Source organism: Streptomyces roseirectus (assembly GCF_014489635.1).
In the GTDB taxonomy this organism is placed as follows: domain Bacteria; phylum Actinomycetota; class Actinomycetes; order Streptomycetales; family Streptomycetaceae; genus Streptomyces; species Streptomyces roseirectus.
The window spans coordinates 3876315-3890953 of sequence record NZ_CP060828.1 but is presented as its reverse complement, the minus strand read 5'-3'; the positions used below and the strand labels follow the sequence as shown (position 1 = coordinate 3890953).

Sequence of the window (14639 nt, the reverse complement as noted above, 5' to 3'; positions counted from 1 at the left end):
CCGGACCGATCGGAATCGCGAGGTGTTCGGGTAGATGGCCGACGAAGAGAAGCTCGTCGCGTACCTCAAGCGGGTCACCACCGAGCTCCACCAGACCCGGCAGAAGCTCCAGGACGTCGAGCAGGCGCAGCACGAACCCGTCGCCGTCGTCGGCATGGCCTGCCGCTTCCCCGGCGGTATCGCCACCCCCGACGACCTGTGGCGGTTCGTGACGTCCGACGGCGACGCGATCTCCGAGTTCCCCGCCGACCGGGGCTGGGACGTCGAAGCGCTCTACGACGCCGACCCGGAACTCGCCGGGAAGACCTACACGCGCCACGGCGGCTTCCTCCACGACGTCGGCGGGTTCGACGCGGACTTCTTCGGGATCTCCCCGCGCGAGGCGCTGGCCATGGACCCGCAGCAGCGGCTCCTGCTGGAGACCTCCTGGGAGGCGCTGGAGCGGGCTGGGATCGACCCCGCCTCCCTGCGCGGCAGCCGCACCGGTGTGTTCGCCGGCGCGATCGCCCAGGAGTACGGTCCCCGGCTCCACGAGGCCCAGGACGGCGCCGAAGCCCACCTCTTCACCGGCACGACCATGAGCGTGGTGTCCGGGCGCGTCGCCTACACGCTGGGCCTGGAAGGGCCCGCCGTCACCGTCGACACCGCCTGCTCCTCCTCCCTGGTCGCCCTGCACATGGCCGTCCAGTCGATCCAGCGCGGCGAGTCCACGCTGGCGCTCGCCGGCGGCGTCACCGTGGTGTCCACGCCCGGCATGTTCCTCTCGTTCAGCCGCCAGCGCGGGCTCGCCCCCGACGGCCGCTGCAAGGCGTTCTCCGCCGACGCCGACGGCTTCGGGCCCGCCGAGGGCGTGGGCATGCTGGTGCTGGAGCGGCTGTCGGACGCTCGGCGCAACGGCCACCCCGTGCTGGCCGTGATACGCGGCTCCGCCGTGAATCAGGACGGCGCCTCCAACGGGCTGACCGCGCCCAACGGGCCCTCGCAGGTGCGGGTCATCCGCGCGGCGCTCGCCAACGCGCGGCTCTCCGCCCGACAGGTCGACGTCGTCGAGGCGCACGGCACCGGCACCACCCTCGGTGACCCGATCGAGGCGCAGGCCGTCATGGACACCTACGGGCAGGACCGGCCCGCCGAACGGCCGTTGCTGCTCGGGTCGTTGAAGTCGAACATCGGGCACGCCCAGGCCGCCGCCGGTGTCGGTGGCGTGATCAAGATGGTGCTGGCGCTCCAGCACGGTGTGCTGCCCAGGACGCTGCACGTCACCGAGCCCTCGACCCACGTCGACTGGTCGGCCGGCACCGTCTCCCTGCTGACCGAACAGCTCGACTGGCCGCAGACCGGGGAGCCCCGGCGGGCCGGTGTCTCCTCGTTCGGGATCAGCGGGACCAACGCGCACGTCGTTCTGGAGCAGGCGCCCGAGGTCGAGGCGGCGCCTGAGCCCGGTGTGTCCTCCGGTGTTCTGCCCTGGGTGCTGTCCGCGCGCGGTGAGGCGGCACTGCGTGACCAGGCCGCCCGTCTGCTGTCCCGCCTGGACGACGAACCCGGGCTGAACCCGGTCGACGTCGGTTTCTCCCTCGCCACCGGTAGGGCCGCCTTCGAACACCGCGCGGTGTTGATGGCCGCCGACACGGCCGGCTTCCGGAAGGGGCTGGCCGGGCTTGTCCGGTGCGCGACGGAGACCGGTGTGGTGCAGGGCGTCGCGGGGTCTGACGACCGGGTGGTGTTCGTGTTTCCGGGGCAGGGGTCGCAGTGGGTGGGGATGGCGGTGGAGCTGTTGGCTTCGTCGCCGGTGTTCGCTGAGTCGATGCGGGCTTGTGCGGAGGCGCTAAAGCCGCACGTGGACTGGTCGTTGCTGGATGTGTTGGACGATCAGGCCGCGTTGGAGCGGGTTGATGTGGTTCAGCCGGTGCTGTTCTCGGTGATGGTGTCGCTGGCGGCGTTGTGGCGCTCGTACGGTGTGGAGCCTGCTGCGGTCATCGGGCATTCGCAGGGTGAGATCGCGGCGGCTGCGGTGGCTGGTGCGCTCTCGCTGGAAGATGCCGCGCGGGTGGTGGCGTTGCGGAGCAAGGCCCTGCTGGCTCTGTCCGGTCGGGGCGGGATGGTCTCCGTCTCGCTTCCGGTGGATGCGGTGGAGGAGCGGCTGGCCCGCTGGGACGGTCGTGTCTCGATCGCCGCCGTGAACGGGCCCGGCTCGATCGTCGTCTCCGGTGACGTCGACGCGCTTGACGAGTTGCTGGCTCAGGCCGAGACGGATGGCTTCCGCGCGCGTCGCATTCCGGTGGACTACGCCTCGCACTCCGCGCATGTGGAGGAGATCGAGGGCGAGTTGCTGTCCGTCCTTGAGGGCATCACCCCCCGTCCCTCGGAGGTGCCGTTCTACTCGACCGTCACCGTCGAGCGGATCGACACGAGCGTCATGGACGCCGGGTACTGGTACCGCAACCTGCGCCAGACCGTCCGCTTCGAGGAGACCGTGCGGCTGCTGGCCGAGCAGGGCATCGGGGTGTTCGTCGAGGTCAGTCCGCATCCCGTGCTCGCTCTGGCCGTGCAGGAGACCGCTGAGCGGGTCGCGGCCGTCGGGTCGCTGCGCCGGGGTGAGGGGAGTCTCGGACGGTTCCTGGAGTCGCTGGCCGAGGCGTATGTGCGGGGGATCGGCGTCGAGTGGGCGTCGATGTTCCCCGGCGGGCGGCCGGTGGAGTTGCCGACGTATGCCTTCCAGCGGCGTCGCTACTGGCTGGAGAGCGCGCGGTCGACGGCCGCGCAGGACCCGTTGGACGCCCGGTTCTGGGACGCCGTGGAGCGCGCGGACGTGGCGGAGCTGACCGCCACTCTCGGTGTCGCGGACACGGCGCCGATGACCGAGGTCGTACCGGCGCTGTCGGACTGGCGCCGCAGCCGCCACCAGTCGGCCGCCGAGGCGTCCTGGTGGTACCGGGTGGTGTGGCGCCCGGCCGCCGAGCCCGCCGGGGCGGCGTTGACCGGGACCTGGCTGCTGCTCGTCCCGGCCGCTCTCGCCGACGACGAACTGACCACCGCCCTCAGCGCGGCGCTGACCGGTCACGGTGCCGACGTCGTGTTGCTGCCCGTGGGCGACGACCTCGCCGAGCGCCTTCGTGGCGTGCTGGCGGACGGGGCACCGGCCGGTGTGCTCTCCCTGCTGTCCGGCGACGACCGGCTGTGGCCGCACGTGCTGACCGCCCAGGCCCTGGGCGAGGCCCAGATCGACGCGCCGCTGTGGTGCGTCACGCAGGACGCGGTCGCCACCGGGCGGTCCGACCTGCTGACCAACGCGGACCAGGCTCAGGTCTGGGGGCTCGGCCGCGTCTTCGGCCTGGAGCACCCGCAGCGCTGGGGCGGTCTGATCGACCTGCCGGGGGCTGTTGACGGCCGGGCGCTGGACCGGCTCGCCGGTGTCCTTGCCCGGCGTGGCGGCGAGGACCAGTTCGCGGTGCGCGAGAGCGGGGTGTTCGTCCGCCGGCTGGAACACGCCGCCGGATCCCCCGGCGTCCGGTCCTGGCAGCCGCGCGGCACCGTGCTGGTCACCGGTGGCACCGGTGCGCTCGGTGCGGAGGCCGCGCGCTGGCTGGTCGCCAACGGCGCCGATCACCTGCTGCTGGTCGGCCGTCGGGGGCCCGACGCGCCCGGAGCCGCCGAACTCGCCGCCGAACTGGGCGACAAGGTGACCATCACCGCCTGCGACGTCGCCGACCGCGACGCGCTCGCGGCGCTCATCGACGCCGTCCCCGCTGAGCGCCCGCTGACCGCGGTGGTCCACGCCGCCGGTGTGCTGGACGATGGGCTGCTCACCTCGCTCACCCCCGAGCGGGTCGACGCCGTGCTGCGCCCCAAGGTGGCCGCCGCGCGCGCCCTGCATGAGCTGACCGCGGGCCTCGAACTCGACGCCTTCGTGCTGTGCTCCTCGGTCACCGGCGTGTGGGGCAACGGTGGCCAGGCGGCCTACGGAGCCGCCAACGCGTACCTGGACGCGCTGGCCCAGCAGCGCCGTGCGGCGGGGTTGCCCGCCACGTCGATCGCCCTCGGTCTGCTCGCCGGTGGCGGGCTCGCGCAGGGCACCGGCGAGCAGCATCAACGCCGTCTCGGGCTGCGTCCGATGGCGCCGGACGCGGTCGTGTCCGCGATGGCGCGGGCGGTGCGGCGCGATGAGGCGGCGCTGCTGCTCGCCGATGTCGACTGGGCGACCTTCGTGCCGGCGATGGGGGCGGTTCGGCCGTTGGCCCTCGTCGAGGAGCTGCCGGAGGCGCGGACTCTGCCGACCGTGGAGAAGGTGGAGCTGCGGGACTGGCTCGGTGGGCTGTCGGAGGCTGAGCAGCGGCGGTTGTTGCTGGATCTTGTGCGGTCGCAGGTGGCGGCTGTGCTGGGGCGGGATCCGGCTCAGGGGATCGATGCGTCGCGGGCCTTCCGGGAGTTGGGCTTCGACTCGTTGACCGGGGTCGACTTCCGTAATCGGCTCGGGGCGGCTACGGGGCTCACGTTGCCTGCCACGCTGGTGTTCGACCACCCCACGCCTCGGGAACTCGTGGAGTTCCTGCGGGGGGAGACGCTTGGGCTCGTTCAGGGGGCGGAGGACGCCGTCGTCGCCCGGGGCGTCACCGACGATCCCATTGCCATCGTCGGGATGGCCTGTCGGTTCCCCGGTGGGGTTTCCTCGCCGGAGGATCTGTGGCGGCTGGTGTCCGAGGAGACGGACACGGTGAGTACGTTTCCCGCTGATCGGGGGTGGGATCTGGGCGGGCTGTATCACCCCGATCCCGAGCATCCCGGGACCACCTACACCCGTGAGGGTGCCTTTCTCGACGGTGCTGAGCTGTTCGATCCGGAGTTCTTCGGGATCTCGCCGCGGGAGGCTCTGGCGATGGATCCGCAGCAGCGGTTGCTGCTGGAGACCGCTTGGGAGGCGTTCGAGCGGGCCGGGATCGATCCGGGGTCGGTGCGGGGGCGTCAGGTCGGGGTGTTTGCCGGGACCAACGGGCAGGACTATCCCGATCTGCTGGCCGATACGCCGGAAGGCGCTGACGGGTATCTGCTGACCGGTAACGCGGGCAGCGTCATGTCTGGGCGGATCTCTTACGTTCTCGGGCTCGAAGGGCCCGCTATGACGGTGGACACCGCGTGTTCCTCGTCGCTGGTCGCGTTGCACCTTGCTGCGCAGGCTCTGCGGCAGGGGGAGTGTGAGCTGGCGCTCGCCGGCGGGGTGACCGTCATGTCCACCCCGGGGGCGTTTCTCAAGTTCAGTCGGCAGCGGGGGCTTGCTGTTGATGGGCGGTGCAAGGCGTTCTCCGATGCGGCGGATGGGACCGGGTGGGGTGAAGGGGTGGGGATGCTGCTCGTTGAGCGGCTTTCCGATGCTCGGCGGAATGGGCATCCGGTACTGGCCGTGGTTCGGGGGTCTGCTGTCAATCAGGACGGGGCTTCCAATGGGCTGTCCGCGCCCAGTGGGCCGGCTCAGCAGCGGGTGATTCGGGCGGCGTTGGGGAATGCGGGGCTTGGTCCGGCTGATGTGGATGCCGTTGAGGCGCATGGGACCGGGACCAGGCTTGGGGATCCGATCGAGGCGCAGGCATTGTTGGCGACGTATGGGCAGGATCGGGCTGCTGAACGGCCTTTGCTGCTTGGGTCGTTGAAGTCCAACATCGGGCATACGCAGGCTGCGGCCGGGGTTTCCGGTGTGATCAAGATGGTTGAGGCTCTGCGGCGAGGGGTGTTGCCGAAGACGCTGCATGTGGATGAGCCGTCGTCGCATGTGGATTGGGCTGCTGGGGCGGTGTCGCTGCTTACCGAGCGGGTTGAGTGGCCGGAGGTGGGGCGGGCTCGGCGGGCGGCTGTGTCGTCGTTCGGGGTGAGTGGGACCAACGCGCATGTGATTTTGGAGCAGGCGCCGGTGGTTGAGGAGGCTCCCGCTGCTGAGGTGGGGGGTGTTGTGCCGTGGGTGTTGTCCGGGAAGACCGAGGGGGCGTTGCGGGCGCAGGCCGCTCGTCTGTTGGCGTTCGTTGATGCGACGCCTGGTGTGAACTCGGTTGATGTGGGGTTTTCGCTGGCTGCTGGTCGGGCTGGTTTTGAGCATCGGGCGGCGGTGGTGGGGGGTGATGCCGTCAGCCGTCGTGCGGGTTTGGTGGCGCTGGCGGAGGGGCGGTCGGTTGCGCATGTGGTGAGTGGGCGGGTTGTTGGTGAGGGGCGGGTGGCGTTTCTGTTCAGTGGGCAGGGGGCGCAGCGGGTGGGGATGGGGCGGGAGTTGTATGGCGTCTATCCCGTGTTCGCGGCGGCCTTTGATGAGGTGTGTGGGCGCTTCGACTCCGAGCTTGGGCGTCCGCTGAAGGACGTGGTGTTCGGGGAAGGTGAGCTTCTGGGGCAGACCGCTTATACCCAGCCGGCGTTGTTCGCGGTTGAGGTGGCGTTGTTCCGGCTGGTGGAGTCGTGGGGGCTCGCGCCTGATTTTGTGGCGGGGCATTCGATCGGTGAGTTGGCGGCTGCGCATGTGGCGGGGGTGTTGTCGCTGGGGGATGCGTGTGTGCTGGTGGCTGCCCGGGGGCGGTTGATGCAGGAGCTGCCGGGTGGCGGGGTGATGGTGGCGGTGCAGGCGTCCGAGGACGAGGTGGCGCCGCTGCTGGTGGAGGGCGTGAGCATCGCCGCCGTGAACGGGCCGTCGTCGGTGGTGGTGGCTGGTGACGAGGACAAGGTCCTGGAGCTGGTGGCCGGGTTCGCTCAGGTGGGGCGTAAGACCAAGCGGCTCGCGGTCAGTCATGCGTTCCATTCCTCGCACATGGATGGAATGCTCAATGCTTTTCGTGAGGTGGCTGCGGGGCTGACCTACGAGCCTCCGCGCATCCCGATCGTGTCCACGCTCACCGGGGCCGAGGTGACGCCGGATGCCGACTACTGGGTCCGCCACGTCCGCGAGGCCGTCCGGTTCCTGGACGGCGTCCGGGCACTGGAGGCGAAGGGCGTCACGACGTTCGTCGAGCTGGGGCCGGATGGTGCGTTGAGCGCCCTCGCGCAGGAGTGCTGGACCGGCAACGGCCTGGCGGCTGTGCCGGTGTTGCGTAAGGACCGTGACGAGGTGCAGTCCCTGGTGACCGCCCTTGGTTCGGTTCATACGCGGGGCGTGACGGTCGACTGGTCCGCGTTCTTCGCCGGTGCCCGTCGCGTGGATCTGCCCACCTACGCCTTCCAGCGTGAGCGGTACTGGCCCGAGGTTCGGGTGAGTGCTGACGCGGCTCGGAGGGCCACTGCGGAGTCCTGGCGGTACCAGGTCACGTGGAAGGCCACTGCCGGGGTGACGGGCGCGACGTTGTCCGGGCGCTGGCTGGTGGTGTTGCCGGAGGGGGAAGGGGAGTTCGGGGCTTCGGTGGTGCGTGCCTTGGGCGAGCGGGGTGCCAAGACCGTCGTTGTCGAGCTGGGTGCGGGGGACCGTGCGGTGCTCGTGGAGCGGTTGAGGGGCGCGGCCGCCGGTGAGGGGGAGCCGGTCGTCGGGGTGGTGTCGTTGGTGGGGGCGGACGGGGCTCCTCTGCCGGTGGTGTCGCTGGTGCAGGCGCTTGGTGATGCCGGGGTGGTCGCGCCGTTGTGGTGTCTGACTCGGGGGGCGGTGTCCACCGGGGCCGGGGATCGGCTGGGTAGTCCGGCGCAGGCGCAGGTGTGGGGGCTCGGGCGGGTGGCCGCGCTGGAGCATGCCGATCGGTGGGGTGGTCTGGTCGATCTGCCGGATGTGGTGGACGCGCGGGTGGGCGAGCTGCTGGTGGGTGTGCTTCAGGGCACCGGTGAGGACCAGGTGGCGGTGCGGGGCTCCGGTGTGTATCTGCGCCGGGTGGAGCGTGGGGCGGTCGACGGGACGTCGTTCCCGGAGTGGCGTCCGCGTGGCACTGTGCTGGTCACCGGGGGGACCGGGGCGCTCGGGGCGCATGTCGCCCGGTGGCTCGCCGGGAATGGGGCCGAGCATCTGGTGCTCACCAGTCGTCAGGGGCGTGACGCGGACGGTGCGGCGGAGTTGGAGGCCGAACTGCTCGCGGGCGGCGCCAAGGTGACCGTTGCCGCCTGTGATGTGGCCGACCGTGATGCTCTGGCGGAGCTGCTGCGGCAACTGGCCGATGAGGGCGCGCCGGTTCGGGCGGTGGTGCATACCGCAGGGGTGCCGCATTCCGGTGTTCCGTTGACCGAGCTGACCTCGGACGAGCTGGACGCGGTCGTCTCGGCCAAGGTCGGCGGTGCGGCGAATCTGCATGCCCTGTTGGGCGGCGAACCCCTCGACGCCTTCGTGCTGTTCTCGTCCATCGCGGCCGTCTGGGGCAGTGGCGGGCAGGCCGCCTATGCGGCGGCCAACGCCTACCTGGACGCCCTGGCCCAGCAGCGTCGGGCGGACGGTCTCGTCGCCACCTCGGTGGCGTGGGGGCCGTGGGCCGGGGGCGGGATGGCTGCGGCGGGTGACATCGAGGCGCAGCTTCGTCGGCGCGGGTTGCCCGCCATGGCGCCGGACGTCGCGATCACCGCGTTGGGCGAGGCGCTGCGGCGGCGGGACGAGGTTGTTGCCGTTGCGGACGTCGACTGGGAGCTGTTCCTGCCCGGGTTCACCGTTGCCAGGGCGAGTTCGCTGTTCGCCGAGTTGCCCGAGGCGGCGCCGGTGGTGGCGGAGTTGGATTCCGGGGAGCCGGAAGTGGTGCGGCGGCTTCGGGAGTTGCCGGCGAGCGAGCATCCGCGTCTGCTGCTTGAGCTGGTGCGGGAGGAGGCCGCGAACGTTCTTGGCCATGCTCGGTCCGGGGCCGTGGAGGCCGATCGCGCGTTCAAGGAGCTCGGCTTCGACTCGCTCACCGCCGTGGAGCTGCGCAACCGCCTCTTCGCGGCTACCGGGCTGAAGCTGCCGGCCACGTTGGTCTTCGACCACGCGACGCCGGTCGCGCTGGCCGAGCATCTGCGGGCCGAACTGGGGGCCGTCGATGACGCCGGTGCTCCCGGGCTCGCCGAACTCGATCGGCTTGAGGCGGCACTGAACACCGTGGCCGACGACGACACCGCGCGGGCGGAGATCACCGACCGGCTGCGCACGCTGCTCGCCAAGTGGGACGTCCCCGTCGAGACGGACGAGGTCGGGCAGCGGATCAAGTCGGCGAGCGACGAGGAGATCTTCGACTTCCTCGGTGAGGAGTTCGGCATCTCGTGACCGGACAGCGAAACGAATTCTTCAGAGGGCTGGCGTAAATGGCGAACGAAGACAAGCTGCGGCACTTCCTCAAGGAAGTCACCACCGAACTGCACTCGACCCGCCAGCGTCTGCGCGAGCTGGAGTCGAAGGAACAGGAGCCTCTGGCGATCGTCGCCATGAGCTGCCGGTACCCCGGCGACGTCGAGTCGCCGGAGGATCTGTGGCGACTCGTCGACGAGGGCCGGGACGCGATCACCGGGTTCCCGGACGATCGTGGGTGGGACGTTGATGCCCTCTACGACCCTGACAATCAGCGGCCCCGCACTACGTATGCGCGTGAGGGTGGCTTCGTCACCGGTGTCGCGGACTTCGACGCCGAGTTCTTCGGGATCTCGCCGCGTGAGGCGTTGGCGATGGACCCGCAGCAGCGGCTCCTTCTCGAAGCGGCCTGGCAGGTGCTTGAGCGGGCCGGGATCGATCCGGCGTCGGTGCGCGGTAGTCGGACCGGGGTTTTTCTCGGGGTTTCCTTCTCCGGGTACGGGGCGAGCATGCATCGGGCGCCGGGTGGCACCGAGGGGCATCTGCTTGCCGGGAACGTGACGAGTGTCGCGTCCGGGCGGATCGCCTACACCTTCGGGTTCGAAGGGCCCGCCGTGACGCTCGACACCGCGTGTTCGTCCTCGCTCGTCGCACTGCATCAGGCCGCTCAGGTGTTGCGGCAGGGAGAGTGCGGGCTGGCGCTCGTCGGTGGGGTCACCGTGATGCCCACGCCCACCGTCTTCACCGAGTTCAGTCGTCAGGGCGGGCTTGCTCGGGATGGGCGGTGCAAGTCCTTTGCGGAGGCGGCGGATGGGACTGGGTGGGGTGAGGGGGTCGGCATGCTGCTCGTCGAGCGGCTTTCCGATGCTCAGCGGAATGGGCATCCCGTGCTCGCCGTGGTTCGGGGGACGGCCATCAATCAGGACGGGGCTTCCAATGGGCTGACCGCGCCCAGTGGGCCGGCTCAGCAGCGGGTGATTCGGGCTGCGCTTGCCAATGCGGGGCTTGGTCCGGCTGATGTGGATGCCGTTGAGGCGCATGGGACCGGGACCAGGCTTGGGGATCCGATCGAGGCGCAGGCGTTGTTGGCGACGTATGGGCAGGATCGGGCTGCTGAACGGCCGTTGTGGCTTGGGTCCGTCAAGTCGAACATCGGGCATACGCAGGCTGCGGCCGGGGTTTCCGGTGTGATCAAGATGGTTCAGGCGTTGCGGCATGGGGTGTTGCCTAAGACGCTGCATGTGGATGAGCCGTCGTCGCATGTGGACTGGGCTGCGGGGGCGGTGTCGCTGCTTACTGAGCGGATTGCCTGGCCGGAGACTGGTGCGCCGCGTCGGGGGGCGGTTTCTGCGTTTGGGGTGAGCGGGACTAATGCGCACGTGATTCTTGAAGAGGCGCCGGCGGTTGAGGAGGCTCCCGCTGCTGAGGCGGTGGGTGTTGTGCCGTGGGTGTTGTCGGCCAAGAGCGAGGCCGCTTTGCGGGCGCAGGCTGAGCGGTTGTTGGGGGTTGTGGATTCTGGGGTGAGTGCGGTTGATGTTGGGTTTTCGCTGGCTGTTGGTCGGGCTGGTTTTGAGCATCGGGCGGTGGTGGTGGGGGGTGATGTCGCCAGCCGTCGTGCGGGTTTGGTGGGGCTGGTGGAGGGGGCTTCGGCTCCTGGGGTGGTGCGGGGTGTCGTGTCTGAGGGGCGGGTGGCGTTTCTGTTTAGTGGGCAGGGGGCGCAGCGGGTGGGGATGGGGCGTGAGTTGTATGGCGTCTATCCCGTGTTCGCTGCGGCGTTTGATGAGGTGTGTGGGCACTTTGAACTGCCGCTGAGGGACGTGGTGTTCGGCGGCGGGGAGTTGCTGGATCAGACCGCTTATACCCAGCCGGCGTTGTTCGCGGTTGAGGTGGCGTTGTTCCGGCTGGTGGAGTCGTGGGGGCTTGCTCCTGATTTCGTGGCGGGGCATTCGATCGGTGAGTTGGCGGCTGCGCATGTGGCGGGGGTGTTGTCGCTGGGGGATGCGTGTGCGCTGGTGGCTGCCCGGGGGCGGTTGATGCAGGAGCTGCCGGGGGGTGGGGCGATGGTGGCGGTGCAGGCGTCCGAGGAGGAAGTGGCGCCGCTGCTGGTGGACGGTGTGAGCATCGCTGCGGTCAACGGGCCGTCGTCGGTGGTGGTGGCGGGTGATGAGGACAAGGTCCTGGGGATCGCGGACGGCTTTGCCCAGCAGGGGCGTAAGACCAAGCGGCTCGCCGTCAGTCATGCGTTCCACTCCTCGCACATGGATGGAATGCTCAGTGCTTTTCGTGAGGTGGCTGCGGGTCTGAGCTATGAGGCTCCGCGCATCCCGATCGTGTCTACTCTCACCGGGGCCGAGGTGACGCCGGATGCCGACTACTGGGTCCGCCACGTCCGCGAGGCCGTCCGGTTCCTGGACGGCGTCCGGGCACTGGAGGCGAAGGGCGTCACGACGTTCGTCGAGCTGGGCCCGGATGGTGCGTTGAGCGCCCTCGCGCAGGAGTGCTGGACCGGCGAGGGTCTGGCGGCTGTGCCGGTGTTGCGTAAGGACCGCGACGAAGCGCAGTCCCTGGTGACAGCCCTGGCCACCGCCCACACGCGGGGCGTGACGATCGACTGGACCGCGTTCTTCAGCGGCGCCCGTCGGGTGGATCTGCCCACCTACGCCTTCCAGCGTGAGCGGTACTGGCTGGACTCCGCTGCGGATGTGGCGGAGGTGGAGTCGGCGGGTCTGGTCTCGGCCGGTCACCCACTGCTCGGCGCTGCGGTGGAACTGCCCGAGGGCCTGGTGTTCTCGGGCCGCCTGTCGGTCGCCTCCCACGGCTGGTTGGCCGATCACGCCGTGATGGGATCGGTGCTCTTGCCCGGCACGGCCTTCGTCGAGCTGGCGGTGCACGCCGGGACGCGTGTGGGATGCGGTGCCTTGGAAGAGCTGACGCTTGAGGCCCCGTTGGTTCTCCCCGAGCGCGGCGGTGTCCAACTGCGTGTCACCGTCGCCGAACCCGACGAGTCCGGTAGGCGCTCGCTCGCCATCCACTCCCGTCTCGAAGGCGACGCCACCACCTGGACCCGGCACGCGACCGGCGTGCTCGGCGAGGCGGCGCAGTCGGCGCACTCGGCGCCCGGCGAGTTGGGCGCGTGGCCGCCCGTCGATGCGGAAGCCGTCGACCTGGACGGTCTCTACGACGACCTCGCCTCGGCCGGGCTGGGTTACGGGCCCGCGTTCCGTGGGCTGCGGGCGGCGTGGCGGCGTGGGGACGACGTCTTCGCCGAGGTCGCCCTGCCGCAGCGGAACCAGGCCGACGCCGGGCGGTTCGGGCTGCACCCGGCGTTGCTCGACGCCGCGCTGCACGCCGTGCGGCTGGGTGACTTCTTCGACGGTTCCGACGGGGCGCGGCTGCCCTTCTCCTGGCGTGACGTGAGCCTCTACACCGAGGGTGCCGGTGCCCTGCGGGTGCGGATCGCGCCCGCAGGGCGGGACGCCGTGTCGCTGACCGTCGCGGATCAACTGGGGCGGGCGGTCGCCTTCGTCGAGTCGCTGGCGTTGCGGCCGGTCTCGGTGGAGCAGGTGCGCGCGGCCGACGCGGTGACGCGCGACGCGTTGTTCCGCGTCGACTGGACGGCCGTCCCGGCGCCGGACGGTACGGCGGGCAGTCTCGCCGTCGTCGGGGCCGATGGCCTCGGGCTCGACGCGACCCCCTATCCGGACCTCGCTGCTCTGGCGTCCGGCGACACCGTGCCTGACCTGGTGTTCGTCTCCGGTGCACCCGGCGAGGACGTGCACTCCGCGACGCACCGGGCACTCGACCTGGTCCAGCAGTGGCTCGCCGAGGAGAAGTTCGCCTCGTCCCGGCTGGTCCTGGTGACCCGTGGCGCCGTCGCCACCGGCGTCGACGACGAGTTGTCCGACCTCGCCGGTGCCGCCGTGTGGGGGCTGGTTCGTTCCGCGCAGTCCGAGCATCCCGGCCGGTTCGTGCTCGTCGACACCGACGATCACGCCGTCTCCCGTCAGGCCCTCGCCGCCGCCGTCGCCACCGGCGAACCGCAGCTCGCCGTCCGCGAAGGCGCCCTGTACGCCCCGCGGTTGGCCAGGACCGTGCCGTCCGTGGACGGCGTCCGGGCGCCGCTGGATCCCTCGGGGACCGTGCTGATCACCGGGGCCACCGGTGCGCTCGGTGGGCATGTCGCCCGGCATCTGGTGGCCGTGCACGGTGTCCGGCATCTGTTGCTCACCAGCCGGCGGGGTGAAGCTGCGCCGGGTGCCGCCGAACTCGTCAAGGAACTCGGCGAGTTGGGTGCTGATGCTCGGGTGGTCGCCTGTGATGTGGCCGATCGTGACGCGCTGGCCGTCCTGCTCGCCGAGGTGCCCGCAGCGCATCCGCTGACCGGCGTCGTGCACGCGGCGGGGCTTCTGGACGACGGGGTCGCGGAGTCGCTGACGCCGGAGCGGGTCGACGCCGTGTTGCGGCCGAAGGCGGACGCGGCGCTCAACCTGCACGAGTTGACCCGTCATCTCGACCTCGCCGCGTTCGTGCTGTTCTCCTCGGCGTCGGCCACCTTCGGCAGCGCCGGGCAGGGCAACTACGCCGCCGCCAACGCGTTCCTCGACGCGCTGGCCGTCCACCGCAGGGCGCTCGGCCTGCCCGCCGTCGCGCTGGCCTGGGGGCCCTGGGCCGACGGCGGGATGGCCGACGGGCTGGACGAGACCGACCGGGCCCGGATGACACGGCTCGGCATGCTGCCGCTCTCCGTGCCCCAGGGGCTGGCCCTGCTGGACGCGGCCCAGGCCGCCGACGACGCGGTGCTGGTGCCGATCCGGCTCGACATGGCCGCCCTGCGCAACCGGACCGGCACACCACCGGCCCTGCTGCGCGGGCTGATCCGAGGTCCCGTCCGTCCGGCCGCCGGTCCCTCCGAAGGGCCCTCCCTCCAGGAGCGGCTGGCCGGGCTCACCGAGGCGGAACGCGACCGGCACCTCCTCGACCTGGTGCGCGGTCACGCCGCCACCGCCCTCGGCCACAGCACGGCCGACGCCGTCGACGCCGGGCGCGGGTTCCTGGAACTCGGCTTCGACTCGCTCACCGCCGTCGAACTCCGCAACGGCCTCAGCGCCGTCACCGGACTGCGCCTGCCGGCCACCCTGCTCTTCGACTACCCGACGCCGACCGCCCTCCGCGACCACCTGCGCGCGGAGCTGGCGCCGGCGGAACAGTCCCCCGCCGCACCCGCGCTCGCCGAGATCGACCGGCTGGAAGATCTCCTCGCGGCCGTTCCCGGGGACGACGACGCGCGCACCGCGATCACCACGCGGCTCCAGCGCCTGCTGTCCACCTGGAACGACCCCGGCGAGCAGCCGGAACAGACGAGCGACGACCTCCTGTCCGCCAGCGCCGAAGAACTCTTCGACGTACTCGACCGACAGTTCGGCAGGTCCTGACGTGATCACCGCACCCCGCC

General features: G+C 70.8%; 2 protein-coding genes. Both read left to right on the top strand.

The features are described 5' to 3' along the window. Nucleotides 1–34 precede the first annotated feature (34 nt). Nucleotides 35–9166, top strand: coding sequence for a type I polyketide synthase (locus IAG44_RS16010; protein WP_187747780.1), 9132 nt, complete (start codon nt 35–37; stop codon nt 9164–9166). Between the two features lie 38 nt (nt 9167–9204). Next, a complete protein-coding gene (locus IAG44_RS16005; protein ID WP_187747779.1) occupies nt 9205–14619 on the top strand; it encodes a type I polyketide synthase in 5415 nt (1804 codons plus the stop codon). Nucleotides 14620–14639 lie beyond the last annotated feature (20 nt).